We start from the raw sequence: 26,401 nt of genomic DNA, 5'->3' as shown, positions 1-26,401 counted from the left end.
GGGGGCGGCGGCGGTCTCGTCCGCGAGGGCGGCGGTCACGCGAGGACCAGCCGCTCGGCGATCTCGCCGATACGTATCCGGGCGAGCGCGAGGTTGCCCTCCGCGCGGTCCAGCCACAGGTGGAGGAAGACGCTGCTGTCGAAGTCCGTCTCCACGAACCGCAGGATGTGGTACCCGGCGCGGGTGGTGACGATGACGTCCTCGACCGGGGGAGCGCTCCCCGTGCCGCCCGGTGTGTCCGGTAACCCGGCCGCGAAGGCGGGCTGTTCGGCCGCCATCCGGGCCACCTCCGCCGTTTCCGCCGCGGTGGCCTCGTGGTCGCCGTTGGGTGATTCGCCGATGGTGCCGAGGGCGAGACCGCTCGTCCAGTCGACGACGGCGGCGCCCCTGGCACCGGGCAGTCTCATGACGTCGAGCAGGCACTCGTCGATTCCGGGCACGCGGATTCCCCTCCGACACGGCGTTCGGCTGTGACCCCGAGGTTACGCATCGTGCTCGCTCCTGGTGGAGGTTCTGGCATTTTCCATCGGTACATGCGGGCGGCTGCCGGAGAATGCCCGCCACGAAACGGACGGAACGCTTCCTCGGGGCCGGCCGGGAGCCGCCCGGCCGGGCCTGTTGACTGGAGCTATTCACCCGCTCAAGATGTGAATAGAAAATTCACAGTCGCGAGGAGGCACCGCCATGTCAGGACCCCGCCCCGTACGGGCGCCGCGCGGTACGGAACTGACCGCCCTGGGATGGCAGCAGGAAGCCGCCCTGCGGATGCTCCAGAACAACCTCGACCCCGAGGTCGCCGAGCACCCCGACAAGCTCGTCGTCTACGGCGGCACGGGCAAGGCGGCCCGCGACTGGCGCTCGTTCGACGCGATGGTCCGCACGCTGCGCACGCTGAAGCAGGACGAGACGATGCTCGTCCAGTCCGGGCGGCCGGTCGGCGTCATGCAGACCCACGAGTGGGCGCCGCGGGTCCTGATCGCCAACTCCAACCTGGTCGGCGACTGGGCGAACTGGGAGGAGTTCCGCCGCCTGGAGGCGCTCGGCCTCACCATGTACGGCCAGATGACCGCCGGTTCCTGGATCTACATCGGCACCCAGGGCATCCTCCAGGGCACCTACGAGACCTTCGCCGCCGTCGCCGCGAAGAAGTTCGGCGGCTCCCTGGCCGGGACGATCACCCTGACCGCCGGACTCGGCGGCATGGGCGGCGCCCAGCCGCTCGCCGTGACCATGAACGACGGCGTCGCGATCTGCGTCGACTGCGACCCGCGCGCCATCGAGCGCCGCATCGAGCACCGGTACCTGGACGTGAAGGCCGACAGCCTGGAGCACGCGCTCCAGCTGGCGGTCGAGGCGCGCGACGCCCGCCGCCCGCTCTCCATCGGCCTCCTCGGTAACGCCGCGGAGCTGCTGCCCCGGATGCTCGCCGAGGGCGCCCCGATCGACATCGTCACCGACCAGACCAGCGCGCACGACCCGCTGGCCTACCTCCCGCTCGGCGTCGACTTCGACGACATGGCCGACCTCGCCGCCGAGAAGCCCGCCGACTTCACCCAGCGGGCCCGCGAGTCGATGGCCCGGCACGTCGAGGCGATGGTCGGCTTCATGGACGCCGGCGCGGAGGTCTTCGACTACGGCAACTCGATCCGGGGCGAGGCGCAGCTCGCCGGGTACGAGCGCGCCTTCGACTTCCCCGGCTTCGTACCGGCGTACATCCGGCCGCTGTTCTGCGAGGGCAAGGGCCCGTTCCGCTGGGCGGCGCTGTCCGGCGAGGCGTCCGACATCCACAAGACGGACAAGGCCCTGCTCGAACTCTTCCCGGAGAACGAGTCCCTGCACCGCTGGATCAAGATGGCCGGCGAACGCGTCCACTTCCAGGGCCTGCCCGCCCGCATCTGCTGGCTCGGCTACGGCGAACGGGACCGGGCCGGCGAGCGCTTCAACGACATGGTGGCGAGCGGCGAACTCGCGGCGCCGCTGGCGATCGGGCGCGACCACCTGGACTGCGGGTCCGTGGCCTCCCCGTACCGCGAGACCGAGGCCATGCTCGACGGCTCCGACGCGATCGCCGACTGGCCGCTGCTGAACGCCATGGTCAACGTGGCGTCGGGCGCCTCCTGGGTCTCCCTCCACCACGGCGGCGGGGTCGGCATGGGCCGCTCCATCCACGCCGGGCAGGTGACCGTCGCCGACGGCACGCCGCTGGCCGGCGAGAAGATCCGGCGGGTGCTGACGAACGACCCGGGCATGGGGGTGATCCGGCACGTGGACGCGGGGTACGAGGCCGCGGACGCGGTGGCTTCGGACAAGGGTGTGCGGGTGCCGATGAGGGAGGGCGCGTGACGGCCGTGCGGCCGGGTGGGGCGGGGGGCGGCGGCGGTTCGGTGGGCGGTGCGGGTGCTCTGCCGGGTGCGGGTTCCGTTGTGCCCACCCTCCCCCACAGCCCTGAAGGCGTGGGAGGTGCCCCCATCGCCCTGCGGAACAGTTGCCCACAACCTGCTTCCTTCCAAGCCATGTGGGCCGAGCTCGCGCCCATCGGGCGGCATTCCGACAGCGGGGGGTATCGGCGGTACGCATGGAGTGGGGCCGACGCCGATTGTCGGGCGTGGTTCCGGGCGCAGGCCGAGGCGCGGGGGCTGACCGTCGAGGCCGACCGGAACGGGAACCAGTGGGCCTGGCTCGGGGACCCGCTCGCCGGGGACGCCGTCGTCACCGGGTCGCACCTCGACTCCGTGCCGGACGGCGGCGCCTTCGACGGGCCGCTCGGTGTCGTCTCCTCGTTCGCCGCGCTCGACGAGCTCCGCCGCAGGGGAGCGCAGTTCACCAAGCCGCTGGCCCTCACCAACTTCGGGGACGAGGAGGGCGCGCGCTTCGGCCTCGCCTGCGTCGGCTCCCGGCTCTCCGCCGGGCAGCTGACCGTCGAGGCCGCGCACCGGCTGCGCGACGCGGACGGCGTCACCCTGCCGCAGGCCATGGCCGCCGCCGGATACGACCCCGACGCCATCGGGCCCGACCCCGAACGGCTCGCCCGGATCGGCGCGTTCGTCGAACTCCACGTCGAGCAGGGCCGCGCCCTCGACCTCACCGGGGACCCCGTCGGCATCGCCTCCGCGATCTGGCCGCACGGGCGCTGGCGGTTCGACTTCCGGGGCGAGGCCAACCACGCGGGCACCACCCGGCTCACCGACCGCCGCGACCCGATGCTCACGTACGCCGAGACCGTCCTCGCCGCCCGCCGTGAAGCGGAACTCGCGGGCGCCCTCGCCACCTTCGGCAAGATCGCCGTAGAGCCCAACGGGGTCAACGCCATCCCCTCCCTCGTGCGCGGCTGGCTCGACTCCCGCGCCGCCGACCAGGACACCCTGGACACGGTCGTCGCCGCCGTCGAGCGCGCCGCCCGCGAACACGCCGAGCGGGCCGGCATCGACCTCGACGTCGTACGCGAGTCCTTCACGCCCGTGGTCGAGTTCCAGCACGCCCTGCGTGACGAGCTGGGCACCCTGCTCAGGGGCTCCGCCCGCGGCACCGGCCGCCCGGTCCCCGTCCTCGGCACCGGCGCCGGACACGACGCGGGTATTTTGTCCGCTTCGGTCCCGACCGCCATGCTGTTCGTACGGAACCCGACCGGCATCTCGCACTCGCCGGCCGAACACGCCGCCGAGGACGACTGCGTGGCCGGGGTCACCGCACTCGCCGACGTACTGGAAGGTCTCGCGTGCCGCTGACGACGGAGGCGACGGGCACACCCGTCACCGAGACGTACTGGCTGTCCCACGCCTGGCTCGGCACCCATGTCGAGCCGGGCGTCGCCCTGGACGTGTCCGACGGGCGGATCGCCCGCGTACGCACCGGAGTGGGCACCCCGCCGCCCGGCGCGACCGCGCTGCACGGGTTCACGCTGCCGGGCCTGGCCAACACCCACTCGCACGCCTTCCACCGCGCCCTGCGCTCCACCGTCCAGGTCGGCTCGGGCACCTTCTGGACCTGGCGCGAGACCATGTACCAGGTCGCCTCCCGGCTCACCCCCGACACCTATTACGCGCTGGCCCGCGCGGTGTACGCGGAGATGGCGCTCGCCGGTATCACCGCGGTCGGCGAATTCCACTACCTGCACCACGGGCCCGGTGGCACCCCCTACGACAACCCGAACGCCATGGGCGAGGCCCTGATCGCGGCAGCCCGCGCGGCCGGCATCCGGATCACCCTGCTCGACACCGCCTACCTCTCCGCCGGATTCGGCTCCGGGCCCGCCGACCACCGCGCCCCGGACCGGCACCAGGCGCGCTTCAGCGACGGCACCGCCGACGCCTGGGCCGAACGCGCCGCCCTCCTCAAGGGCGACGACCACGCGCTCATCGGCGCCGCCGTCCACTCCGTGCGGGCGGTCCCGGCGGACCAGCTGTCCACCGTCGCCCGCTGGGCCGAGGAACGGCAGGCACCCCTGCACGTCCACCTCTCCGAGCAGACCGCCGAGAACGACGCCTGCCTCGCCGCGCACGGGCGCACCCCCACCCGGCTCCTCGCCGACCACGGCGTCCTCGGACCCCGCACCACCGGCGTCCACAACACCCACCTCACCGACGAGGACATCGCCCTCATCGGCTCGACGTCCACCGGCACCTGCATGTGCCCGACCACCGAACGCGACCTCGCCGACGGCATCGGCCCCGCGGCCGCCCTCCAGCACGCCGGCTCCCCGCTCTCGCTGGGCAGCGACAGCCACGCGGTGATCGACCTCTTCGAGGAGGCCCGCGCTATGGAGCTCGACGAACGCCTGCGCACCCGCAGGCGCGGCCACTGGACGGCCGCCGCCCTGCTGCGCGCCGCCTCCGCCGACGGCCACGCCGCGCTCGGCCGCCCCGGCGCGGGCGTCCTCGAACCGGGCGCCCCCGCCGACCTGGTGACCGTGGCCCTCGACTCCGTCAGGACAGCCGGGCCCGTGGAGCGGCTGGCAGCGGAGACCGCGGTATTCGCCGCCTCCGCGGCCGACGTCCGCCACACCGTGGTGGCGGGGCGCCACCTCGTACGCGACGGACGGCACACGCTCGTGGACGACGTCCCGCAGGCGCTCGCCCAGGCCATCGGCGCCCTGCGCCCCTGAGCGGCAATCCGGCGAACACCCCCGGCTCCCACGCAAGGAGAGCAGTCCCCCGATGACGACGACCGCCATCACCCACATCTCCGCACTCGTCACCAACGACCCCTCCCTCGGCGACTCTTCCCCCCTCGGGCTGATCCAGGACGCGGCCGTCGTCATCGAGGGCGACCGCGTCGTCTGGACCGGTGAATCAAGCAAAGCACCCGCCACTGACAACGCCGTCGACGCGGGCGGCCGGGCCGTGATCCCCGGCTTCGTCGACTCGCACTCGCACCTGGTCTTCGCGGGCGACCGCACCCAGGAGTTCAACGCCCGGATGTCCGGCCGGGCCTACAGCGCGGGCGGCATCCGCACCACCGTCGCCGCCACCCGCGCCGCCACCGACGAACAGCTCTCCGCCAACGTCGCCCGCTACCTCGCCGAGGCGCTGCGCCAGGGCACCACCACCTTCGAGACCAAGTCCGGCTACGGCCTCACCGTCGAGGACGAGGCCCGCGCCCTGCGCATCGCCGCCCGCCACACCGACGAGGTCACCTTCCTCGGCGCCCACATCGTCTCCCCGGACTACGCCGACGACCCGGCCGGCTACGTGGACCTGGTCACCGGGCCGATGCTCGACGCCTGCGCCCCGTACGCCCGCTGGATCGACGTCTTCTGCGAGCGCGGTGCCTTCGACGGCGACCAGGCCCGCACGATCCTCACCGCGGGCCGTGCCAGGGGCCTGCACCCCCGGGTGCACGCCAACCAGCTCGGCCACGGGCCCGGCGTCCAGCTCGCCGTGGAGCTCGACGCCGCGTCCGCCGACCACTGCACCCATCTGACCGACGCGGACGTGGACGCCCTGGCCCAGTCGGCCACCGTCGCCACCCTGCTCCCGGGCGCCGAGTTCTCCACCCGGGCCGCCTGGCCGGACGCCCGCCGGCTGCTCGACGCGGGCGCGACCGTGGCGCTCTCCACGGACTGCAACCCGGGCTCCTCGTTCACCTCGTCCCTGCCGTTCTGCGTCGCCCTCGCCGTCCGCGACATGGGCATGACGCCGGACGAGGCCCTCTGGTCCGCCACGGCGGGCGGCGCTGCGGCCCTGCGCCGCGACGACATCGGCCGCCTGACCCCGGGCGCCCGCGCCGACCTGGTGGTCCTGGACGCGCCCAGCCACGTCCACCTCGCGTACCGGCCGGGAGTGCCGCTGGTCCACGAGGTGTGGCGCGCCGGCGCCCGCGTGGCCTGACCTCCGGGAGGGTCCCGGCAAACGGAAGGACCTGCCCCGTCCGGGGCAGGTCCTTTCCGGCGGTCCACGCGCACACGGGGCGCGGGGTGCGTCTCACTCGTCCAGCGTCAGACCCCTGCGCAGCTTGACCAGGGTGCGCGAGAGCAGGCGCGACACGTGCATCTGGGAGATGCCCAGCTCCTCGCCGATCTCCGACTGCGTCATGTTGGCGACGAACCGCAGCGAGAGGATCTGGCGGTCGCGGCCCGGCAGCGAGGCGATGAGCGGCTTCAGGGACTCGACGTACTCGATGCCTTCGAGCCCGTGGTCCTCGTAGCCGATCCGGTCGGCCAGCGCGCCCTCGTGCTCGTCCTCCTCGGGCTTGGCGTCGAGCGAGCTCGCGGTGTACGCGTTGCTCGCGGCCATGCCCTCCACGACCTCGTCACGGGTCAGGCCGAGGCGGTCGGCGAGCTCGCCCACGGTGGGCGCCCGGTCGAGCTGCTGGGCGAGCTCGTCGCCCGCCTTGGCCAGGTCGAGCCGCAGCTCCTGCAGCCGGCGCGGGACGCGCACGGACCAGCTGGTGTCGCGGAAGAAGCGCTTGATCTCACCGACGATGGTCGGCATCGCGAAGGTGGGGAACTCGACGCCGCGGCTGAGCTCGAAGCGGTCGATCGCCTTGATGAGGCCGATCGTGCCGACCTGGACGATGTCCTCCATCGGCTCGCTGCGGGTACGGAAGCGGGACGCGGCGAACTTGACGAGGGCCAGGTTCAGCTCGACGAGCGTGTTGCGTACGTAGGAGTACTCCGGCGTGCCCTCTTCCATGGACTCCAGCCGGGCGAACAGCGTCTTCGACAGGGCCCTGGCGTCCAGCGCCCCCACCTCGGTGTAGGGCGGGATCTCGGGAAGTCCCTCGAGTCCGTCGAGCGCATCGGTGTGTGATTCGGTCAGTCCCTGAGGACATGCCGACGGCGCGTAGGGGGTACGCGGTACGTCGAGCCGGGGTGACATGGGTCTCCTCCATCGTTCTCGGCATATGGCTGCCGATGCCCATACGTGTTCCTGCGGTGAAGCGGCGCCTCCGAAGCCGGTCGTGTTTTTTGGGGTCCTCTACCCTTACCCGCTCGCCCTGACTCGGTACAACCGCCAATTGACCATATATGTCCGCTTTGTTGAGGTCTCTGGCTACCGCGTGGCGCAGGGAACGCGTACTGTTCCAAGAACATCAGTGACAGCTGGGTACGCATCCGGATGTGCGGCGATGCGGACAGTGACGAGCGGTGAAGAGGGACGGGCATGGACCGCGGGACGGTCGGCAGTGCGAACCGGGGTCGGCTTCAGGTCGAGGCCCGGACCGAGGGGCTCAGCGAGGTGGTGACGCCGGTCGGTGAGCTCGATCACCACACGGCGGATCTGCTGCGCGAGCCGCTGGAGAGCGCGGTCGAACAGGGGCGTGCGCGCCTGGTGGTCGACTGCTCGCGACTCGACTTCTGTGATTCCACCGGGCTGAACGTGCTGCTCGGTGCCCGCCTCAAGGCGGAGGCAGCCGGGGGAGGGGTTCATTTGGCCGCGATGCAGCCGGTGGTGGCGCGGGTCTTCGAGATCACGGGCGCGGAGGCGGTATTCACCGTCCACGCCACGCTCGCCGAGGCCCTGGAGACCTGACCCGGACGGCGCACCGGCATCCCGGACACCTGTTCGTCGCGTGAGTTACGCGATACGCGAAGGCGTAAGGGGTGTCGTAACGGTTCGGCCGGGCAGGAGATCTTCCGGCGAGCCCGGGCGGCCTGGCCCTCCGTGCCTGTGCGGTTCCTGTATCAGTGTCCGTATCGGTATTCGTACTCGTATCTGTTCAATAGTTCGCATCTGTCCAATGGCGACATGGTGAATCGGTGAGGTGAAGCGCTGATGAGCACCACCCGGCAGCATCCGCCGGGCGACCTCGGCCGCGAGCCGGAGGGCACGGGCGTTTCCTCCGCCGAGCCCGTCCGGCCCGCCGAGGCCCCCGACCGGCAGTGGCGCACGCTGTCGTTGCGGGAGGCCACCGGCATCGTGCCGACAGCCCGTGATTTCGCCCGTCAGGCGCTTCACGACTGGGGCTGGCTCCCCGCGGCCGGCGCCGACCGCCGCGCCGCCGCGGAGGACGTCCTGCTGGTCGTGTCCGAGCTGGTCACCAACGCGTGCCTGCACGCGGGCGGCCCCGACGAGCTCCGGATCGCCCACAGCTCCAAGATGCTGCGCGTGGAGGTCGCCGACGGCGGTGCGGGCCAGCCCGCGCCGCGTACGCCGCACCGGGCCGGGCGGCCCGGCGGGCACGGCATGTTCATCGTGCAGCGGCTCTGCCTGGACTGGGGAGTCGTACGGGTGCCGGGCGAGCCCGGCAAGACCGTCTGGGCGGAGCTGGCCGCTCCGGCGTAACGACGCGGCAGACAAGGCATACGGAAGGGGCCGCCGCACCGAGTGATCGGTGCGGCGGCCCCTTCCGTACGGGTGGCTACCGGATCAGTGCACGTCGCCCATGTGCCGGGCGACCTTCTTGCGGTACATCCAGATGCCGACACCGGCGATGACGGCGAGGATCACCTCGAAGGCGACGGACCCGGTGTTGTCCAGGTCCACGCCGAGCTGCTTGGAGGTGAGCAGACCGGTCACGGAGTCGCCGGCGGTGACGGCGAGGAACCAGACGCCCATCATCTGCGAGCTGTACTTCGCCGGCGCCATCTTCGTGGTGACCGACAGGCCCACCGGCGAGAGGCACAGCTCCGCGACGGTCTGGATGAAGTAGATCGCCACCAGCCACATCGGGCTGACCTTGCCGCCGTTGGCGGCGGTGTCGATCAGCGGGATCAGGAAGACCGCGAAGGAGACGCCGATCAGCACGAGGCTGGAGGCGAACTTGACCGCGGTGCTCGGCTCCTTGCCGCGCTTGTTCAGCCACAGCCACCCCGAGGCGAGCACGGGGGCCAGCGCCATGACGAAGACCGGGTTCAGCGACTGGTACCACGACGTCGGGAAGTCGAACCCGAACAGGCTGTTCGTCGTCGAGTTCTCACCGAAGATCGACAGGGTCGAGCCGTTCTGGTCGTAGATCATCCAGAAGACGGCGGCGACCACGAAGAACCAGATGTAGCCCGAGAGCTTGGACTGCTCGGTGCTCGTCAGCTCCTTGTCGCGCTTCATGCGCACCAGGACGGCGACCGGGATGATCAGTCCGGCCAGGGTGATCGGCAGGACGCCCCAGTCGACGAAGTTGCCGGTGATGCCGAGCAGGCCGTAGAAGACGGCCGCGACGATCAGCCAGATCAGGCCCTTGCGCAGGGCGGACTGCTTCTCCTGCGCGGTCGCCGGGGTGGCGACGACATCGCTCTCCGGGCTCAGGTGGCGGGTGCCGAGCATGAACTGGGCGAGGCCCAGAGCCATGCCGATCGCGGCCAGCGCGAAGCCGAAGTGCCAGTTGACGTTCTCACCGACGGTGCCGATGGTCAGCGGGGCGAGGAAGGCGCCCACGTTGATGCCGATGTAGAAGAGCGTGAACCCACCGTCGCGGCGCGGGTCCTCCGGGCCGTTGTAGAGGTGGCCGACCATCGTGGAGATGTTGGCCTTCAGCAGGCCGGAGCCGAGCGCGACCAGGGCGAGACCGGCGAAGAAGGTCGCCGAGTTGGGCACCGCGAGCGTGATGTGGCCGAGGATGACGATGCCGCCGCCGACGGCGACCGTCCTGCGCGGGCCCCAGAACCGGTCGGCCATCCAGCCGCCGGGCATGGCGAGCAGGTAGACCATCGCCATGTAGGCGGAGTAGATCGTCGTCGCGGTGGTGGCGTTCATGTGCATGCCGCCGGGCGCGATCAGGTACAGCGGGAGCAGTGCCTTCATGCCGTAGAAGCTGTATCGCTCCCACATCTCGGTCATGAAGAGCGTCGCCAGGCCGCGGGGGTGGCCGAAGAAGGTCTTCTCGCCACCCGCCGTGCTCGACGGGTCCTTCGTCAGGCTGGACGCCATGATCGATCCTTGTGTGCTCGGGACGCGACACCTCGTCGAGGCGGGTACGCGCCCGGTGGGGGGAGGCCGGCACCGCCGCGGGCACGCCCACCGCGACGGGATCCACGCCCGGCGGCGCCTTCGTCGGCGCTCCGGGCCCGGCCCACAGGTCATTCACTGAATTCCGGGCCGGCGGGTACCGGCCCCGCACACAAAAGAGACCCTTGGCGCTCAGAGCTGCCCAAAGGTCCTTGAGTAGTGCAATAGGCGTTGAGACACCTTACGACACGACAGAGCCCGATATGGAAGGACTTGAGAGATGGATCACAGGTCCAGGTGCAACCACACTCGCATATTCGAAGGTCCTGACGGTGACGGGGAGCGGACCCGCAGGGCTGCTGGATCACCTCCCGCCCTGTCCGCCGCGCGGACTACCATCAGTGCATGACCCGTGTACTGCTCGCCGAGGACGACGCATCCATCTCGGAACCGCTGGCCCGCGCCCTGCGGCGGGAGGGTTACGAGGTCGAGGTGCGGGAAGACGGCCCGACCGCGCTCGACGCCGGACTCCAGGGCGGCATCGACCTGGTCGTGCTCGACCTGGGGCTCCCCGGCATGGACGGCCTCGAAGTCGCCCGCCGGCTCCGTGCCGAGGGTCACACCGTGCCGGTCCTGGTCCTGACCGCCCGCGCCGACGAGGTGGACACGGTCGTCGGGCTCGACGCGGGCGCCGACGACTACGTCACCAAGCCCTTCCGCCTCGCCGAGCTCCTCGCCCGCGTCCGGGCCCTGCTGCGGCGCGGCGCCACCGAGCCCGCCCCCCAGCCCGCCACGCACGGCGTCCGCATCGACGTCGAATCGCACCGGGCCTGGATGGGCGAGGAGGAACTGCAGCTCACCGCCAAGGAGTTCGACCTCCTGCGCGTCCTCGTCCGGGACGCGGGCCGGGTCGTCACCCGCGACCAGCTGATGCGCGAGGTCTGGGACACCACGTGGTGGTCGTCCACCAAGACCCTCGACATGCACATCTCCTGGCTCCGCAAGAAGCTCGGCGACGACGCGGCGAACCCGCGCTACATCGCCACGGTGCGGGGCGTCGGCTTCCGCTTCGAGAAGAGCTAGGGGCTGTAGCGTCCCCGCTGTCCGCCCGAGCCGACTGACGTACAGAAGCAGGCATGCGCCGACGACTGATCAACTCCACCCTCGCCGTCGTGCTCGTGGTGATCGCCGTCTTCGGCGTCTCCCTCGTGATCGTCGAGACCCGCACCATCAGCAGCAGCGCCCAGGAGAGCGTCGACTCCGAGGCGCTGCGGCTGATCAGCGTCATCGAGAGCCGGCTCCTGGGCGCCGAGCGGATCAACCCCGGGGTGCTGGCCGAGCAGATCGACGACAAGCGCTACGCCCTGGTCAAGATGCCGGGCCGCGCTCCCATCGAGGTCGGCGAGCGCCCCGGCGGCAGCGTGATCACGGCCACCGAGACGGGTGAGCACGGCGAGAAGGTCACCGTCGAGGAGTCCCGCTCCGCCGTCACCCGCGAGGTCGGCCGCACGCTGATGATCATCGGCGCGGTGGCGTTGCTGGCCATCGTCTCCGCCGTTCTCCTCGCCGTACGCCAGGCCAACAAGCTCGCCTCGCCGCTCACCGATCTCGCCGAGACCGCCGAACGCCTGGGCTCCGGCGACCCCCGCCCGCGCCACAAGCGGTACGGGGTGCCCGAGCTGGACCGCGTCGCCGACGTTCTCGACGCCTCCGCCGAGCGGATCGCCCGCATGCTGACCGCGGAACGCCGGCTCGCCGCCGACGCCTCCCACCAGCTGCGTACGCCGCTCACCGCGCTGTCCATGCGGATCGAGGAGATCTCGCTGACCGACGACCCGGAGACCGTCAAGGAGGAGGCGCACATCGCCCTCGCCCAGGTCGAACGGCTCACGGACGTCGTGGAGCGGCTGCTGACCAACGCCCGCGACCCCCGGACGGGCTCCGCGGTCGTCTTCGACCTGGACGAGGTCGTCAAGCAGCAGATCGAGGAGTGGCGCCCGGCCTACCGGGGCGAGGGGCGCGCCATCGTCTGCTCCGGCAAGCAGGGGCTCAGCGCCGTCGGCACCCCGGGCGCGGTCGCCCAGGTCCTGGCCGCGCTGATCGAGAACTCCCTCATGCACGGCGGCGGTACGGTCGCGCTGCGCACGAGGGTCACCGGCAACCAGGCGGTCATCGAGGTCACGGACGAGGGCCCCGGGGTCCCCGCCGACCTGGGCGCGCGCATCTTCGAGCGGACCATCAGCGGCCGCAACTCCACGGGCATCGGCCTCGCGGTCGCCCGCGACCTCGCCGAAGCGGACGGCGGCCGCCTGGAACTCCTCCAGCAGCAGCCCCCGGTCTTCGCCCTCTTCCTGAGCCGCATGTCCCAGCCGAGAGAGGAACCGGAACGCCCGGTGCGGTGAGCTGTTGCATCAAGCCTGCGGCAAATCGGACCCGCGCGTCACATCCACGGCCGGCAAAATCAAGCCCGTCCGGCAAACCGGGCCCGCGCGTCACATCGACGCCGGCAGAATCAAGCCCGTCCGGCGATTGAGGACAAAGCGTCCGCCCGGACGCCCCGGGCCTACCGACGAGCGGTGTCCGCCTCCACCCGCACCGCGGGCGCAGGCACGCTCACGAGGGCCTCTTTGTCACCCTCCACCTCCCGCGAAGCGGGCAACGCCCTGAACACCCACGTCCGGTACGACCAGAACCGGAACAGCGTCGCGATCCCGATCCCCACGATCTTGAACACGTTGCTCTGGACCGGCGTGTCCCAGCCGAACCCGTACGTCGCCACGTACAGCACGCCGGTCTCGATCACCGCGCCCACCGCGCTGAACAGCAGGAACAGCGTCAGCTCACGCGTGCGGCCGGTCTTGTCGCGGTCGCGGTAGGTCCAGTACCGGAAGCCCACGTAGTTGCAGAGGATCGCGACGAACGTGGCGAGGAGCCCCGCGCGCACGGTCGGGATGTCCGTGTAGCGCCACAGCAGGTTGGACACGGCGATGTTCACGACCAGGCCGACCGCGCCGACCACGCCGAACTTGGCGATCTCCCGGGCCAGCAGCTCCAGCCGGGCCCGCAGTGCGCCTCGTTCGCTCATGTGATCGCTCAGCCCGTCCGTAAGTTCGGCTTCGTGTTCCGTCAACCCGGCCATGCTAACCAGGACGCCCACCGGACGCCTGTGCGTTGCCTTCGGGCGCGGGTGTGGCGGGCTCAACCCCGCCCACGGGTGTCGGCGGCCGGTGCGGATACCCTGGAAGCGTGACGTTCCCGGTAGTCGGCATGGTCGGTGGCGGTCAGCTCGCCCGTATGACCCACGAGGCGGGCATCCCCCTCGGCATCAAGTTCAAGCTCCTCAGCGACACCGCTCAGGACTCCGCGGCCCAGGTGGCGGGTGAGGTCGTCGTCGGCGACTATCGCGACCTGGAGACGCTGAGGGCCTTCGCGCGCGGCTGTGACGTGATCACCTTCGATCACGAACACGTGCCGACCGGGCATCTGCGGGCCCTGGAGGCGGACGGCATTCCCGTACGCCCCGGCCCCGACGCTCTGGTGCACGCCCAGGACAAGGGGGTCATGCGCGCGAAGCTCACCGAGATGGGCGCGCCCTGCCCCCGCCACCGCATCGTGAAGGACCCGGCCGACGCCGCGGCCTTCGCCGAGGAGGGGGGAGGCTTCCCGGTCATCCTCAAGACCGTGCGCGGCGGCTACGACGGCAAGGGCGTCTGGGTGGTCCGCTCCGAGGCGGACGCGGCCGAGCCGTTCCGGGCCGGTGTCCCGGTCCTCGCCGAGGAGAAGGTCGACTTCGTACGCGAGCTGGCGGCCAACATCGTCCGCTCCCCGCACGGCCAGGCCGTGGCCTACCCGGTCGTCGAGTCCGTCCAGGTCGACGGCGTCTGCGACACGGTCATCGCCCCGGCCCCCGGGCTGGACGAGGCACTGGCGGGCGAGGCCCAGCAACTCGCGCTGCGCATCGCGTCCGAGCTCGGCGTCGTGGGCCACCTCGCGGTCGAGCTCTTCGAGACCCGTGACGGGCGCATCCTCGTCAACGAGCTGGCCATGCGCCCGCACAACTCCGGGCACTGGACCATGGACGGCGCGATCACCTCGCAGTTCGCCAACCACGTCCGCGCGGTCCTCGACCTCCCGCTCGGCGACCCGCGCCCCCGCGCCCCCTGGACGGTCATGTGCAACGTCCTCGGCGGCGACTACCCGGACATGTACCAGGGCTACCTGCACTGCATGGCGCGCGACCCGCAGCTCAAGATCCACATGTACGGCAAGGACGTGAAGCCCGGCCGCAAGGTCGGACACGTCAACACCTACGGCGACGATCTGGCGGACGTGCGCGAGCGCGCCCGGCACGCGGCCGACTACCTGCGAGGAACGATCACCGAATGACTTCCCCCGCCTCCGCCGCCCCGGTCGTCGGCATCGTCATGGGCTCGGACTCGGACTGGCCCGTCATGGAAGCGGCGGCCAAGGCCCTCGACGAGTTCGAGATCCCGTACGAGGTCGACGTCGTCTCCGCCCACCGCATGCCCCGCGAGATGATCGCGTACGGCGAGAACGCGGCCGGCCGCGGCCTCAAGGCGATCATCGCGGGCGCGGGCGGCGCCGCCCACCTGCCCGGCATGCTCGCCTCGGTCACCCCGCTGCCCGTCATCGGCGTCCCGGTCCCGCTGAAGTACCTCGACGGCATGGACAGCCTGATGTCCATCGTCCAGATGCCCGCCGGCATCCCCGTCGCCACCGTCTCCATCGCGGGCGCGCGCAACGCCGGCCTGCTGGCCGTCCGCGTCCTGGCCGCGGCCGACCCCGGTCTCCAGGGCCGGATGACCGAGTTCCTGGGCGACCTCAACGACCAGGCCACCGAGAAGGGCAAGCGGCTGCGCCAGAAGGCCGCCGGCGCGGAGTCCTTCGGCTTCGGGAAGTAGGGATCATGACGGACCGACTGGACCTGGCCCGGGAACTCCTCGCGGAGTACCCCGTCGTCGACGGCCACAACGACCTGCCGTGGGCGCTGCGCGAGCAGGTCAACTACGACCTGGCCGTACGCGACATCGCCACGGACCAGTCGGCCCACCTGCACACCGACATCCCCCGGCTGCGCGCCGGGGGCGTCGGAGCCCAGTTCTGGTCGGTCTACGTACGCTCCGACCTCGCGGGCGACGCCGCCGTCAGCGCCACCCTGGAACAGATCGACGCCGTCGCCGAGCTCCTCGACCGCTACCCGGCGGACCTCCGCCGCGCCCTGACCGCCGACGACATGGAGGCGGCCCGCGCCGAGGGCCGGATCGCCTCGCTGATGGGCGCCGAGGGCGGGCACTCCATCGACAATTCGCTGGGTACGCTGCGCGGCCTGTACGCACTGGGCGTCCGCTACATGACGCTCACCCACAACGACAACATCGCCTGGGCGGACTCCGCGACCGACGAGCCCGGTGTCGGCGGCCTCTCGCCGTTCGGCCACGAGGTCGTCCGCGAGATGAACCGCACCGGCATGCTCGTCGACCTCTCGCACGTCGCGGCGACGACCATGCGGGACGCGCTCGCCACCTCCGAGGCGCCGGTGATGTTCTCGCACTCCTCGTCGCGCGCCGTCTGCGACCACCCGCGCAACATCCCAGACGACGTCCTGGCCCTGCTCCCGGCCAACGGCGGCATCGCCATGGCCACCTTCGTCCCGAAGTTCGTCCTGCCCGAGGCCGTCGCCTGGACGAAGGCCGCCGACGAGAACCTCCGCGCGCACGGGCTGCACCACCTGGACACCACCGAGCGCGCGATGAAGCTGCACGCCGCGTTCGAGGCGGCGAACCCCCGCCCGGCCGCGACCGTGGCCACCATCGCCGACCACCTCGACCACATGCGCGAGGTCGCGGGCATCGACCACATCGGCATCGGCGGCGACTACGACGGCACCGCCTTCCTGCCCCAGGGCCTGGAGAGCGTCGCCGGCTACCCGAACCTGATCGCGGAGCTGCTGCGCCGCAACTGGTCCGCCGCCGACCTGGCCAAGCTCACCTGGCAGAACGCCGTACGGGTGCTGCGCTCCGCCGAGGACGTGGCGCGGGACCTGCGCACGCGGCGCGGCCCGTCGCACGCCACGATCGAACAGCTGGACGCCCCGGCGGCCTGAGCCACCGGGGCGCCGTTCTCAGCAGGCGCAGAGACAGAACGGGTGCCCCGCCGGGTCGGCGTACACCCGGAAGGACCGCTCCCGGTCGTCCGCCTCCAGCACCGTCGCGCCCAGCGCCAGCACCTCCCGCTCCGCCGCGTCCAGATCCTGCACGGTCAGGTCCAGGTGGAACTGCTGCGACGCGTCGGCGCTCGGCCACTTCGGCGGTACGAAGCCGGGGGCGGCCTGGAAGGCGAGCGGGGCGCCCGCGCCTCCCGTGAGGTCCACCCAGTCCTCCTGCTGCTCGACCTCGCCGCCGATCAGCGCGGCGTAGAAGTTCGCGAGGGCGACGGGGTCGGGGCAGTCCAGGACGACGGCACCCACTGCGGCCAGAGCCATGTTGCTTCCTCCTCGGGCAGACTACGGACAGGTGGTTACCACTTGATGCGCTCAACCGGTAACCGTGACTGCATGCTCCCGCATTGGGGGTAACGTCGCAACCATGAATGAGAGGGACTCCGCGCCCGGCGGACTCGCGCTCGTCGAAGCGCTGGTCAACAGCCTGAACGTCGAGACCGGCGCGGACAGCCTCGACACGGCGGAGGGGCGCGCCGCCTTCGCCCTCGCGGAGCCGGACGCCCCGGCGGCGCGCGCACTGCGCGAGGCCCTGCGCGCGGCCTGCCTGGCCCACGCGGGCCACTGCTCGGACGGCGACCCGCTGTGCGTACTGGACCGGCTGCTCGCGAAGGTGCCGCTGCGGGTCACCGTGGACGCGGCGGGCGGGGCGGCGCTGTGCCCGGTGGAGGAGCCGCCCGGGCTCACGGCGCGGGTCGCGGCCGCCATCGCCGCCGCAGTGGCCGACGGGACCTGGGCCCGGCTCAAGGCGTGCGAGGCGGCGGACTGCCGCTGGGCCTACTACGACCGCAGCCCGGCGGGGCGCCGCCGCTGGTGCTCGATGTCGGTGTGCGGCGCCCGCGCCAAGATGCGTACGTACCGCGCGAGGCGCGGCTGAGAAAGGGGCCCGGGTCAGGCGGTCGGGCGGCCCATCGCCCGGTAGCTCCAGCCGGCCGCGCGCCACACGGCGGGGTCCAGCGCGTTGCGCCCGTCGAGGAGGGTCCGGCTGCCCGCGACCGCGCCCAGCGCCTCCGGGTCCAGCTCGCGGAACTCCCGCCACTCCGTCAGGTGCAGCACGACGTCCGCGCCGCGCACCGCTTCGAGCGCGCTCTCCGCGTACCCGAGGGTCGGGAAGAGGCGGCGGGCGTTCTCCATGCCCTTGGGGTCGAAGACGGTGACCTGGCCGCCCTGGAGGTGGATCTGACCGGCGACGTTGAGTGCCGGCGAGTCGCGTACGTCGTCCGAGTCGGGCTTGAACGTGGCGCCCAGCACGGCGACCCGCTTGCCGAGGAAGGAGCCGCCGCCCACGGCCTCCCGGGCCAGCTCCACCATGTGGCCGCGGCGGCGCATGTTGATCGAATCGACCTCGCGCAGGAACGTCAGCGCCTGGTCGGCGCCCAGCTCACCGGCGCGGGCCATGAAGGCGCGGATGTCCTTGGGCAGGCAGCCGCCGCCGAAGCCGATGCCGGCCCGCAGGAACTTCCTGCCGATGCGCTCGTCGTGCCCGATCGCCTCGGCGAGCTTCGCGACGTCCCCGTCGGCGGCCTCGCAGACCTCCGCCATGGCGTTGATGAACGAGATCTTGGTGGCGAGAAAGGAGTTGGCGGCGGTCTTCACCAGTTCGGCGGTCGGGTAGTCCGTAACGACGAACGGGGACCCTTCCGCGACCGGCACGGCGTACACCTCGCGCAGCAGCTTCTCGGCCCGCTCGCCGGCCACGCCGACGACGATCCGGTCCGGGTGCAGCGTGTCGTCGACCGCGAAGCCCTCGCGCAGGAACTCCGGGTTCCAGGCCAGCTCCGCGTCGGCGCCCACGGGGGCCAGCTCCGCGAGGCGGGCGGCGAGGCGGGCGGCCGAGCCTACGGGCACGGTGGACTTCCCGACGACCAGGGCGGGGCGGGTCAGCAGCGGCGCCAGCGAGTCGAAGGCGCTCTCGACGTACGTCATGTCACAGGCGTACTCACCGTGCTTCTGCGGAGTGTTGGTACAGACGAAGTGCACGTCGCCGAAGTCCGCCACCTCGTCCCAGGAGGTGGTGAACCGCAGCCGCCCGGTGGAGCCCTCGATGCCCGCGACGTGCCGCTGCAGCAACTCCTCCAGCCCCGGCTCGTACATCGGGACCCGGCCGGCGGACAGCATCTCGATCTTCTCGGGCACGACATCGAGGCCCAGGACCTCGAAGCCGAGCTCCGCCATGGCCGCGGCGTGCGTGGCGCCCAGATAGCCGGTCCCGATCACGGTGATCCTGAGGGCCATGAAGTGCTCCTGTGAGATGCGGACGGACATGCGGTGAACGAGCATAGTCCCGCCCGTGAAACCTCCCGTTTCCGGCTGTCGCGCAGCTCACGGCCCGAGCGCGTATGCCCGGGGCGGGTCGAACGCCTAAAATTGGGTTACTTAACGGTAGTTAGCACCCTGGGGAGTGAGCGTCTTGGCGGGTTCCACCGATTTCGACCTGTACCGTCCGGCCGAGGAGCACGAGATGCTCCGTGAGACGGTGCGCGCGCTCGCCGAGGCGAAGATCGCCCCGTACGCGGCCGCGGTCGACGAGGAGGCACGCTTCCCGCAGGAGGCGCTGGACGCCCTCACCGCCGCCGATCTGCACGCGGTCCACGTACCGGAGGAGTACGGAGGCGCGGGCGCCGACGCGCTCGCCACGGTCATCGTGATCGAGGAGGTGGCCCGCGCCTGCGTCTCCTCCTCTCTCATCCCGGCCGTGAACAAGCTCGGCTCCCTCCCCGTCGTCCTCTCCGGCTCCGAGGCCCTGAAGAAGAAGTACCTGGGCCCGCTCGCCAAGGGCGACGGCATGTTCTCGTACTGCCTCTCCGAGCCGGACGCGGGCTCCGACGCCGCCGGCATGAAGACCCGCGCCGTGCGCGACGGTGACTTCTGGGTCCTCAACGGCGTGAAGCGCTGGATCACCAACGCGGGCGTCTCCGAGTACTACACGGTCATGGCCGTCACCGACCCGGAGAAGCGCTCCAAGGGCATCTCGGCCTTCGTCGTCGAGAAGTCCGACGAGGGCGTCTCCTTCGGCGCCCCCGAGAAGAAGCTCGGCATCAAGGGCTCCCCGACCCGCGAGGTCTACTTCGACAACGTCCGCATCCCCGCCGACCGCATGATCGGCGAGGAGGGCACCGGCTTCGCCACCGCGATGAAGACCCTGGACCACACCCGCATCACCATCGCGGCCCAGGCCCTCGGCGTCGCCCAGGGCGCACTGGACTACGCCAAGGGCTACGTCCAGGAGCGCAAGCAGTTCGGCAAGCCGATCGCGGACTTCCAGGGCGTGCAGTTCATGCTCGCCGACATGGCCATGAAGCTGGAGGCCGCCCGCCAGCTCACGTACTCGGCCGCCGCCAAGTCCGAGCGCGTCGACGCCGACCTCACCTTCTTCGGCGCCGCCGCCAAGTGCTTCGCCTCCGACGTCGCCATGGAGGTCACCACGGACGCCGTCCAGCTCCTCGGCGGCTACGGCTACACCCGTGACTACCCGGTCGAGCGCATGATGCGCGACGCCAAGATCACCCAGATCTATGAAGGCACGAACCAGGTCCAGCGGATCGTGATGGCGCGGAACCTTCCGTAACCGTCGGGACTCTTCCGTGGCCCGCCCCCGAGACCTCGTGGGCGGGCCGCTGTGCGGCTGGTCCGGATGCGTCCTCCGTGTGAACGCTGGAGGACCGTACGAGCTGTCAGACTGACTGGATGCAGGACATCGACGCCTTCTCGCTGACCAGGGTCCGGCTCAGGCACTACCGCAGCATTGCGGAGGCCGACGTCAGCCTGGGGCAGCTGTTGCTTCTCGTGGGGCCCAACGGCTCGGGCAAGAGCAATTTCCTTGATGCCTTGAGGCTGCTCTCCGATTCGTTGCAGACGTCGCTCGACCAGGCGCTGCGCAGCCGTGGCGGAGTGGCGGAGGTCCGGAGGCGGTCCACGGGACATCCGACGCACTTCTCCATCGACCTGGAATTCCGTGGGCACGGCTACGAGGGGGAGTACGGGTTCGAAGTCGCAGCGGTGCGTGGCGGTGGCTTCCGCGTTTCCAGGGAGAACTGTGGTGTGTGGCTCGGCGCGGGACGTGGCGAGGGAAGCCGCCGCGCGGACGCCTACTTCCGGATCGACAAAGGGGTGCTGGCGGAGTCCTCGGAGCCGGTGATGCCCCCCGTGAGCGGGCAGCGGCTGTACTTGGTGTCTGCCGCGGGCCTCGATGTGTTCCGGCCTGCCTTCGACGGTCTTGCGGGCATCAGCGTGTTCAGCCTGAACCCAGACGTGATGCGTCAGCCGCAGACGCCCGACACGGGTGAGTTCCTGAATCGCGATGGCGCCAATATCGCCAGCGTCCTCCACCGGCTCGAGCCGGCCGACAAGGGGCGGATCGAGGCGTATCTGCAACAGATCGTCCCCGGCATGCACGAGGTGTCCCGCTCTGAACTGGGAAACTGGGAGACGCTCGAATTCGCTCAGGACGTTCCCGGGGCGAAGAATCCTTGGCGCTTTCAGGCCCAGTCGGTCTCGGACGGCACGCTGCGCGCTCTCGGAGTGCTGGTGGCGCTGTTCGCGGGGACGGGTTCCACGCTCAGCACGGTCGGGATCGAGGAGCCGGAAAGCGCTCTGCATCCCGCCGCAGCGAGCGTCCTGCTCGATGCACTGCGTGACGCGAGCGAGCGACGCCAAGTGATCGTGACGAGTCACAGCCCTGACCTGCTTGACCGCCACGACTTCGAGCTTTCCCAACTGCGCGCGGTCCGTTCGATAGGTGGCGAGACAAGGATCGGGCCCCTGGACGAGGCAGGGGCCTTGGCCATGCGGGAGCAGCTCTACACGCCGGGAGAGCTGCTACGGACGGACCAATTGCTTCCGGAGACCGCGCGGTGACCGTTCCTGTGATTGCCCCGATTGTGGAGGGGCACGGAGAAGTGACGGCGGTGCGGGAGCTCATCAGCCGCATCGTCGCGGAATTCAGCGGGACGTATGCGGAGGTGGCCCAGCCCTTTCGGCTCGACTCCGGAAAAATGCGCAAGCCGGACGAATTGAGCAAGGCGATCCGCGTCCAAGCTGCTCGCGTACGCGGCAGGGGCGGCGTGCTCGTCCTCCGGGATGGCGATGACAGCGACATCACCTGTCCGGTCGAGCTGGCGGGCAGTCTCGCTCCCGAAGCGGGCCTGGTCGCTGTGCCGGTTGAGATTGTGATTGCGCGGCACGAATACGAGGCATGGTTCCTGGCGGCAGTGGAATCGCTGCGAGGATATTCCGCGGTGAGAGACGATGCCACGGCTCCGGACGACCCGGAGGCCAGGCGTGGAGCCAAGAGCCAGCTCGAGAGCCGGATGAAGGAGTCGTACAAGGAGACGCTCCACCAGGCGAAGTTCTCCGGTGTCATGGATCTCCAGTTGGCGGCGGGCCGAAGCCGGTCATTCCGACGGATGATCCACGCGGTGGAACTCCTGCTCCGCTAGCTTCCGCCTCGCCGCCGCACCATCTCCCCGATCCACACCGGCGCGTACGGCGACGTGCACCCCCGGGGCGTCGGGTAGTCCTTGAGCACACCGAGCCGCTCGCCGATGTCCAGCGCGCGGGCCCGGTGTTCGGGGTGCTCGATGCCGATCTGGGCGAGGCAGGTGTTCATCGCCCACTGGAGCCGGTCCGGGGTCTTCTTCACCACGTAGTTCACGAGCCAGTCGTGCACCTTGGGCGCCCGCGCCTCGCGCAGCATGCGGTCCAGCTCGTCCCGCGCGTACGCCTTCGGCTGGCACCAGGGTTCTTTCAAAGCAATTGACGTCGTGGCGCACCGGGTCGCGGGCCTCCGCGACCCGGTGGACCGCGTCACGGTACGAGGTCGAGCTCCGCCCACACCGTCTTGCGCGGCACAGGCCCCAAGACGACGCCCCAGCGGTCGGCCAGGGCTTCGACGATCACCAGTCCACGCCCCGGTGTCCGCATGCGTGTCGGGTGCGGCAGCCACGGGCAGGCAATCGCCCTTCGTGTCCGTGACCTCGATCCGCAGCACGGTGTCCTCGCGGACGGCGAGGCTCAGTTGGAAGTCCCGCCCCTGAACCCGCCCGTGCGTCGCCGCGTTCGCGGCCAGCTCCGCGACGATGTGCGCGGCCGGCGCCGAGGGCAGGTCCCAGAGGTCCAGGTATGCCACGGCGGGTGGGGGAGAGCAGCACAGTGACCGAGCCCTTGCGTACGGTGACTGTCCGGCGCTTGTCCGGCGTTGTCCCGGCTGTCCGGCGTGACGGGTGGGGACGGTCATCGGTTGAGGAACGAAGGCACGCGCGTCGGAAGTGGGGTACGGATGAGCGTCAACAACGAGGCGGACGAGCACGGTTGGGACGTTGATCCCGACGACGAGTCGGGTGCGGCGGTGGTCGCCGCCGTGGGCCGCCAGCTCAAGGCCTGGCGCGAGGCAGCGGGGATGAGGGCGGCGGAGTTCGGGGTGGCGATCGGGTACGGGGAGGGCTTGATCTACAAGGTTGAGGGCGGGCGGCGCATTCCCCGGCCCGAGTACCTGGACAGGTCGGACGACGTCCTGGGCGCGAACGGCAAGATCGCCGTGATGAAGCAGGACCTGGCGGTGGTGCGGTACCCGAAGAAGGTTCGGGATCTGGCGAAGATGGAAGCACAGGCGGTGGAGCTGGCGGCTTACCACCATCACAACATCAACGGCCTGCTACAGACAGAAGGGCACATGCGGGCCCTCTTCGCAGGGTGGCTGCCCGCTTATACGCAGGACGAGTTGGAGCGCGTGGTGGCCGCGCGATTGGCACGGCGAGCGATCTTCGACCGCGAGCCAGGCCCTGCGCTCAGCTTCGTGCAGGAAGAGGTGACGCTGCGCCGTCCTGTTGGGGGTAGGACGGTATGGCGAGAGTAATTGGAACACCTGCTGGAGCTGGGGCAGTTGCGCAATGTCTCGATTCAGGTTGTACCGACCCACCGCGAGGAGCACCCTGGGACGGGCGGTCTGATCGAGGTCCTGAAGTTTCCCGACGGCACCGCCGTAGGATGCTCGGAGGGGGCATTCAGTGGCCGCCCGGTATTTGACCCGAAGCAGCTCAGGATCCTGGAGTTGCGCTATGGGATGATCCGGGCCCAGGCCCTCTCTCCAAGGGAGTCACTGGCCTTCATCGCGCAATTGCTGGGAGAGACATGATCGACAAGCCCTCTGGCGGGGAAGCCGCGTGGTTCCGGAGCAGCTACAGCAGCAGTGGTGACGGAAACGACTGCGTCGAGGTCGCGGCCGCCCGGGACGCCGTCCTCGTACGGGACTCCAAGAACACGCAGGGCCCAGTGCTCGCCTTCGAGGAGCGCGCATGGGCTGACTTCACGTCGTACACAGCGAAGGGCTGATGTCGACATGGCTGACGGGCTGACGTGGTTCAAGAGCAGCTATAGCAGCAACGGCAGCGAGAGCGACTGCATCGAGGTCGCCTGGTTCAAGAGCAGCTACAGCGACAGCAGCAGCGGCAACAACTGCATCGAGGTCGCAGCCGCTCCCGGAGGCGTCCTCGTCCGGGACTCCAAAGACGTCCGCCGCCCCCACCTCGCGCACGCTCCGCGCGCCTGGGCGGCCTTCGTCGCCCACGCTGCCCACACCGCGTGACGCACCCCCACCTGCCCACCACCGAGGCCGCCGTCACGGCCGTACGCGAAGTCGCCCGGGCGTACGACCTGGAGGTCACCGTCACCGACGACATCGGGGCCGATCAGACCTCCCGGCGGGAGTCCGCGGGGGCGTTCGCCGTGACCGACGCGGACGGGGCCTTGCCGCACGAGGCGTTCGTCGAGCTGGGCGGGGCGCCCGCCGTCACCGTGCAGGTGTTCCCGGAGGACGACGCGCGGATCACCGTCGACGGGGTGGTGTTCGACGACGTGCCCCGGGACTCCGTACCGGCGTTCCTGCGGTCCGTGTACGGAGGGACGGCCTATGTGAAGGGCCGGCTGTTCCCGCCGGGGCAGTGGCTCGTCGTGCCGTTGCCCGGAGACGAGACGTACAAGGAGCTGGTGCCGCGTGCCATGCTCAGCCCCTGGCTGTCCCGCAACTTCCGCAGTGCCTGAGGACATCGGGCCGCTCGCCCGGCTCTTCGACGTGCTCGGGGCCGAGGACGCCGAAGGGTGGGCCGAGTCCGAGGCCGAGGAGGGGCTGCCGCAGCTCGCCCGGTTCCGGTTGCTGCGCGCGGTGTGGCAGGACATCGACGAATGGAGCACCACCGCGCCCCGATGGGTGGCCGCCTACCGCCGGGAGGGCGTGGCCGGCGGGGCCGTCGAGCGGGCCGTGCGGCTCGGGCTGACCGCCGAGGAGCTGGGGGAGATCGCGCGCGAGGTCGCCCGGGAGACCGCCTTCGGGCTGCTCCAGGGGCTCGACGACCCGGACCGGGGTGACGTCCCGGACGAGGCGGCGGGGCGGCTGCCCGGGTGGTTCCTCGGGGAGCTCTCCGCGCGCGGCGAACCCACCGGGCGCGTACTCGGCGCCCTGCACGAGGACTTGAACGAAGCGGAACCGCAGACCCCCACCCGTACCGGAGGAGACGACACATGACCGCGTTCGACGTGATGGAGCGGCGGATATGGGACGGGCAGGCCGAGAGCTACGCCCGTACCGCCGCCCAGCTCTGCGTCCGCACCGTGCCCGCCCTGCTGGACGCCGCCGGGGCCGGGCCCGGGACGCGCCTGCTCGACGTGGGGTGCGGCACCGGCAACGTGACCGCGGCCGCCCTCGCGCGCGGCGCCTCCGTCCGGGCCGTGGACGCCGAGCCGGACATGGTCGCGGCAACCCGGCGGGCCGCGCCCGGGACCGAGGTGCGCACCGGGACGCTGCCCCAGCTCCCGTACGCCGACGCGGAGTTCGACGCGGTCGTGGGCAACTTCGTGCTCAACCACGTCGGCCGCCCCCTGGAAGCCCTCGTCGAGATGCGCCGGGTCACCCGCCCCGGAGGCCGGATCGCCGTCACCGTCTGGCAGCTGCCGGGCACCCCGGGGCAGACGCTGGTCGGGCGGGCCGCCCAGGCCGCCGGGCTCACCCGGCCCGACTGGCTGGCCACGGTCGACGAGGAGCGCAACTTTCCGCGCACCCAGGACGGGCTGACCGCGCTGCTCAGGGCCGCCGGGTTCGCGGACGTACAGGGCGAGGCGCACGCCTGGGACCACCGGGTCGATCCGGAGGACTGGTGGGCGGGCCCCGCTGCCGGGATCGGCGCGGTCGGCGCGATGGTCACCAGCGCCGGGCCGGAGGGCGTGGCGGCGGCCAAGCGGGAGTACGACGCGCTGTGCCGCGAACTCCTCGCGGACGACAAGCTGCTGACGCTGGAGCACGTGGCGGTGCTGGCTCAGGGCACGGTGTAGGAGACGCCCGGCTGCCACGGCGGCGGGTGTGCGACGAGGCTCTCCAGCCGGGCACCCGCGAGCAGGCAGTCCAGGGCCCAGCGGTTCGCCGAGTGGGCGATCAGGAGCACCTAGGGGGCGTCTTGCCGATCAGGGCCGGGTCCGCGGCGCCTGGCACGGCACCTCGCGGCGTTGCCGAAACGCCCAAATCGCTCCGCGATGAGGCCGCTCCGGCGCCTTGCGATGCACCGCACCAGACGCCGAGGCCTGACCGACCCTGATCGGCAAGACGCCCCCTGGCCTCTGCGCCGGCGAACGCGATGCGGGCCGTCTCCACGGCGCGGGCCAGGTCCGAGGTGCAGACGGCGTCGAGCCCGGTGCCGCGCCGCCGGTCGCCCAGTTCGGCGGCCTGGCGGCGCCCGGTCGCGGAGAGCCGCCCCGGCAGCCATCCCGTGGCGATCCCCGCCTCGTTGTCGGTGGTCGTGGCGTGCGACTCGTACACGATCCGGACAGGCATGGCGGCTCCGCGACAGGGGAAGAG

The 26,401-nt window shown here is 71.1% G+C and carries 28 protein-coding genes and 3 pseudogenes; 21 read left to right on the top strand and 10 right to left on the bottom strand.

Going from position 1 to position 26,401, the window contains the following annotated elements:
* Positions 1–35: 35 nt before the first annotated feature.
* On the bottom strand, positions 36–440 hold the full coding sequence (locus OG242_RS11740; RefSeq protein ID WP_405898096.1) for a hypothetical protein: 405 nt from the start codon (positions 438–440) through the stop codon (positions 36–38).
* Between the two features lie 244 nt (positions 441–684).
* Between OG242_RS11740 and hutU the strand changes: the two genes are divergently transcribed.
* From hutU to hutI, 4 genes are all read left to right on the top strand, one after another.
* The gene (gene hutU / locus OG242_RS11735) at positions 685–2,343 is read left to right on the top strand and encodes a urocanate hydratase (RefSeq protein ID WP_405898095.1); all 1,659 of its coding nucleotides are present in this window, start codon (positions 685–687) and stop codon (positions 2,341–2,343) included.
* A gap of 170 nt (positions 2,344–2,513) precedes the next feature.
* Positions 2,514–3,725: an allantoate amidohydrolase gene (locus OG242_RS11730; RefSeq protein WP_405898094.1), complete on the top strand. Its 1,212-nt coding sequence runs from the start codon at positions 2,514–2,516 to the stop codon at positions 3,723–3,725.
* On the top strand, positions 3,716–5,101 hold the full coding sequence (locus tag OG242_RS11725) for a formimidoylglutamate deiminase (protein WP_405898093.1): 1,386 nt from the start codon (positions 3,716–3,718) through the stop codon (positions 5,099–5,101). Before OG242_RS11730 ends, OG242_RS11725 begins: the two co-directional genes overlap by 10 nt.
* 52 nt (positions 5,102–5,153) lie before the next feature.
* The gene (hutI, locus tag OG242_RS11720; RefSeq protein ID WP_405898092.1) at positions 5,154–6,326 is read left to right on the top strand and encodes an imidazolonepropionase; all 1,173 of its coding nucleotides are present in this window, start codon (positions 5,154–5,156) and stop codon (positions 6,324–6,326) included.
* A gap of 93 nt (positions 6,327–6,419) precedes the next feature.
* Here the strand turns inward: hutI and OG242_RS11715 are convergent, their stop codons facing one another.
* Complete coding sequence (locus OG242_RS11715; RefSeq protein ID WP_405898091.1) at positions 6,420–7,316, bottom strand: RNA polymerase sigma factor SigF; 897 nt, start codon at positions 7,314–7,316, stop codon at positions 6,420–6,422.
* Between the two features lie 285 nt (positions 7,317–7,601).
* Here OG242_RS11715 and OG242_RS11710 point away from each other — a divergent pair, with 285 nt between their 5' ends.
* Together OG242_RS11710 and OG242_RS11705 are read left to right on the top strand one after the other, a co-directional pair.
* Positions 7,602–7,970, top strand: coding sequence for an STAS domain-containing protein (locus OG242_RS11710; protein ID WP_405898090.1), 369 nt, complete (start codon positions 7,602–7,604; stop codon positions 7,968–7,970).
* A gap of 243 nt (positions 7,971–8,213) precedes the next feature.
* On the top strand, positions 8,214–8,723 hold the full coding sequence (locus tag OG242_RS11705) for an ATP-binding protein (protein ID WP_405898089.1): 510 nt from the start codon (positions 8,214–8,216) through the stop codon (positions 8,721–8,723).
* A gap of 84 nt (positions 8,724–8,807) precedes the next feature.
* On the opposite strand, the gene OG242_RS11700 is transcribed toward OG242_RS11705, so the two are convergent.
* The gene (locus tag OG242_RS11700; RefSeq protein WP_405898088.1) at positions 8,808–10,304 is read right to left on the bottom strand and encodes a peptide MFS transporter; all 1,497 of its coding nucleotides are present in this window, start codon (positions 10,302–10,304) and stop codon (positions 8,808–8,810) included.
* A gap of 423 nt (positions 10,305–10,727) precedes the next feature.
* On the opposite strand from OG242_RS11700, the gene OG242_RS11695 reads away from it, so the two are divergent.
* Both OG242_RS11695 and OG242_RS11690 read left to right on the top strand, forming a co-directional pair.
* Positions 10,728–11,405 carry a response regulator transcription factor gene (locus tag OG242_RS11695; protein ID WP_018104033.1) on the top strand — a complete coding sequence of 226 codons (678 nt, stop codon included), beginning with the start codon at positions 10,728–10,730 and terminating at the stop codon, positions 11,403–11,405.
* Between the two features lie 53 nt (positions 11,406–11,458).
* Entirely contained in the window at positions 11,459–12,724 is a 1,266-nt protein-coding gene (locus tag OG242_RS11690; protein ID WP_405898087.1) for an ATP-binding protein, read from the top strand.
* A gap of 161 nt (positions 12,725–12,885) precedes the next feature.
* Here OG242_RS11690 and OG242_RS11685 read toward each other — a convergent pair whose 3' ends face one another.
* Entirely contained in the window at positions 12,886–13,407 is a 522-nt protein-coding gene (locus tag OG242_RS11685; RefSeq protein WP_405901580.1) for a GtrA family protein, read from the bottom strand.
* Positions 13,408–13,568: 161 nt separating this feature from the next.
* Here OG242_RS11685 and OG242_RS11680 point away from each other — a divergent pair, with 161 nt between their 5' ends.
* Genes OG242_RS11680 through OG242_RS11670 form a run of 3 tightly spaced genes read left to right on the top strand, consistent with a single transcriptional unit; the run spans position 13,569 to position 16,446 of the window.
* Positions 13,569–14,708, top strand: a complete 1,140-nt coding sequence (locus OG242_RS11680; RefSeq protein ID WP_405898086.1) for a 5-(carboxyamino)imidazole ribonucleotide synthase — start codon at positions 13,569–13,571, stop codon at positions 14,706–14,708.
* Complete coding sequence (gene purE, locus OG242_RS11675; protein ID WP_405898085.1) at positions 14,705–15,244, top strand: 5-(carboxyamino)imidazole ribonucleotide mutase; 540 nt, start codon at positions 14,705–14,707, stop codon at positions 15,242–15,244. Before OG242_RS11680 ends, purE begins: the two co-directional genes overlap by 4 nt.
* A gap of 5 nt (positions 15,245–15,249) precedes the next feature.
* Positions 15,250–16,446: a dipeptidase gene (locus OG242_RS11670; protein WP_405898084.1), complete on the top strand. Its 1,197-nt coding sequence runs from the start codon at positions 15,250–15,252 to the stop codon at positions 16,444–16,446.
* Between the two features lie 18 nt (positions 16,447–16,464).
* Here OG242_RS11670 and OG242_RS11665 read toward each other — a convergent pair whose 3' ends face one another.
* On the bottom strand, positions 16,465–16,824 hold the full coding sequence (locus OG242_RS11665; protein WP_132903301.1) for a VOC family protein: 360 nt from the start codon (positions 16,822–16,824) through the stop codon (positions 16,465–16,467).
* A gap of 103 nt (positions 16,825–16,927) precedes the next feature.
* Here OG242_RS11665 and OG242_RS11660 point away from each other — a divergent pair, with 103 nt between their 5' ends.
* Positions 16,928–17,437 carry a CGNR zinc finger domain-containing protein gene (locus tag OG242_RS11660; RefSeq protein WP_405898083.1) on the top strand — a complete coding sequence of 170 codons (510 nt, stop codon included), beginning with the start codon at positions 16,928–16,930 and terminating at the stop codon, positions 17,435–17,437.
* Positions 17,438–17,451: 14 nt separating this feature from the next.
* On the opposite strand, the gene OG242_RS11655 is transcribed toward OG242_RS11660, so the two are convergent.
* The gene (locus OG242_RS11655) at positions 17,452–18,795 is read right to left on the bottom strand and encodes a UDP-glucose dehydrogenase family protein (RefSeq protein ID WP_405898082.1); all 1,344 of its coding nucleotides are present in this window, start codon (positions 18,793–18,795) and stop codon (positions 17,452–17,454) included.
* Positions 18,796–18,970: 175 nt separating this feature from the next.
* Between OG242_RS11655 and OG242_RS11650 the strand changes: the two genes are divergently transcribed.
* From OG242_RS11650 to OG242_RS11640, 3 genes are all read left to right on the top strand, one after another.
* Positions 18,971–20,128: an acyl-CoA dehydrogenase family protein gene (locus OG242_RS11650; protein WP_405898081.1), complete on the top strand. Its 1,158-nt coding sequence runs from the start codon at positions 18,971–18,973 to the stop codon at positions 20,126–20,128.
* A gap of 119 nt (positions 20,129–20,247) precedes the next feature.
* Positions 20,248–21,417, top strand: a complete 1,170-nt coding sequence (locus OG242_RS11645; RefSeq protein WP_405898080.1) for an AAA family ATPase — start codon at positions 20,248–20,250, stop codon at positions 21,415–21,417.
* Positions 21,414–21,998, top strand: a complete 585-nt coding sequence (locus OG242_RS11640; RefSeq protein WP_405898079.1) for a DUF4276 family protein — start codon at positions 21,414–21,416, stop codon at positions 21,996–21,998. The genes OG242_RS11645 and OG242_RS11640 overlap by 4 nt, the downstream gene beginning before the upstream one ends.
* Here OG242_RS11640 and OG242_RS11635 read toward each other — a convergent pair.
* Together OG242_RS11635 and OG242_RS11630 are read right to left on the bottom strand one after the other, a co-directional pair.
* Positions 21,995–22,294, bottom strand: a pseudogene (locus OG242_RS11635) (DNA alkylation repair protein); the annotation flags it as partial. The gene OG242_RS11640 and the pseudogene OG242_RS11635 sit on opposite strands and share 4 nt — an antisense overlap.
* A gap of 71 nt (positions 22,295–22,365) precedes the next feature.
* Positions 22,366–22,795 (bottom strand): annotated as a pseudogene (locus tag OG242_RS11630) (ATP-binding protein).
* 42 nt (positions 22,796–22,837) lie between these two features.
* Between OG242_RS11630 and OG242_RS11625 the strand changes: the two are divergent.
* From OG242_RS11625 to OG242_RS11600, 6 genes and pseudogenes are all read left to right on the top strand, one after another.
* Positions 22,838–23,692, top strand: a pseudogene (locus OG242_RS11625) (helix-turn-helix domain-containing protein).
* Positions 23,689–23,889, top strand: coding sequence for a DUF397 domain-containing protein (locus tag OG242_RS11620; protein ID WP_405898078.1), 201 nt, complete (start codon positions 23,689–23,691; stop codon positions 23,887–23,889). The pseudogene OG242_RS11625 and the gene OG242_RS11620 overlap by 4 nt, the downstream one beginning before the upstream one ends.
* Before the next feature lie 7 nt (positions 23,890–23,896).
* Positions 23,897–24,142: a DUF397 domain-containing protein gene (locus OG242_RS11615; RefSeq protein ID WP_405898077.1), complete on the top strand. Its 246-nt coding sequence runs from the start codon at positions 23,897–23,899 to the stop codon at positions 24,140–24,142.
* Positions 24,139–24,597 carry a hypothetical protein gene (locus tag OG242_RS11610; protein WP_405898076.1) on the top strand — a complete coding sequence of 153 codons (459 nt, stop codon included), beginning with the start codon at positions 24,139–24,141 and terminating at the stop codon, positions 24,595–24,597. Before OG242_RS11615 ends, OG242_RS11610 begins: the two co-directional genes overlap by 4 nt.
* Entirely contained in the window at positions 24,590–25,078 is a 489-nt protein-coding gene (locus tag OG242_RS11605) for a hypothetical protein (protein ID WP_405898075.1), read from the top strand. The genes OG242_RS11610 and OG242_RS11605 overlap by 8 nt, the downstream gene beginning before the upstream one ends.
* A complete protein-coding gene (locus tag OG242_RS11600) occupies positions 25,075–25,881 on the top strand; it encodes a class I SAM-dependent methyltransferase (RefSeq protein WP_405898074.1) in 807 nt (268 codons plus the stop codon). The genes OG242_RS11605 and OG242_RS11600 overlap by 4 nt, the downstream gene beginning before the upstream one ends.
* On the opposite strand, the gene OG242_RS11595 is transcribed toward OG242_RS11600, so the two are convergent.
* Both OG242_RS11595 and OG242_RS11590 read right to left on the bottom strand, forming a co-directional pair.
* Positions 25,866–25,991 (bottom strand): hypothetical protein, encoded by a 126-nt coding sequence (locus OG242_RS11595; RefSeq protein WP_405898073.1) that lies wholly within the window; start codon positions 25,989–25,991, stop codon positions 25,866–25,868. The two genes, OG242_RS11600 and OG242_RS11595, sit on opposite strands and share 16 nt — an antisense overlap.
* Positions 25,982–26,377 (bottom strand): histidine phosphatase family protein, encoded by a 396-nt coding sequence (locus OG242_RS11590; RefSeq protein WP_405898072.1) that lies wholly within the window; start codon positions 26,375–26,377, stop codon positions 25,982–25,984. The genes OG242_RS11595 and OG242_RS11590 overlap by 10 nt, the downstream gene beginning before the upstream one ends.
* Between the last annotated feature and the right edge of the window lie 24 nt (positions 26,378–26,401).

This window comes from Streptomyces sp. NBC_00727 (assembly GCF_045161745.1).
GTDB lineage: Bacteria > Actinomycetota > Actinomycetes > Streptomycetales > Streptomycetaceae > Streptomyces.
The sequence above is the reverse complement of the archived record's forward strand: the minus strand, read 5'-3'. Positions and strand labels throughout refer to the sequence as shown.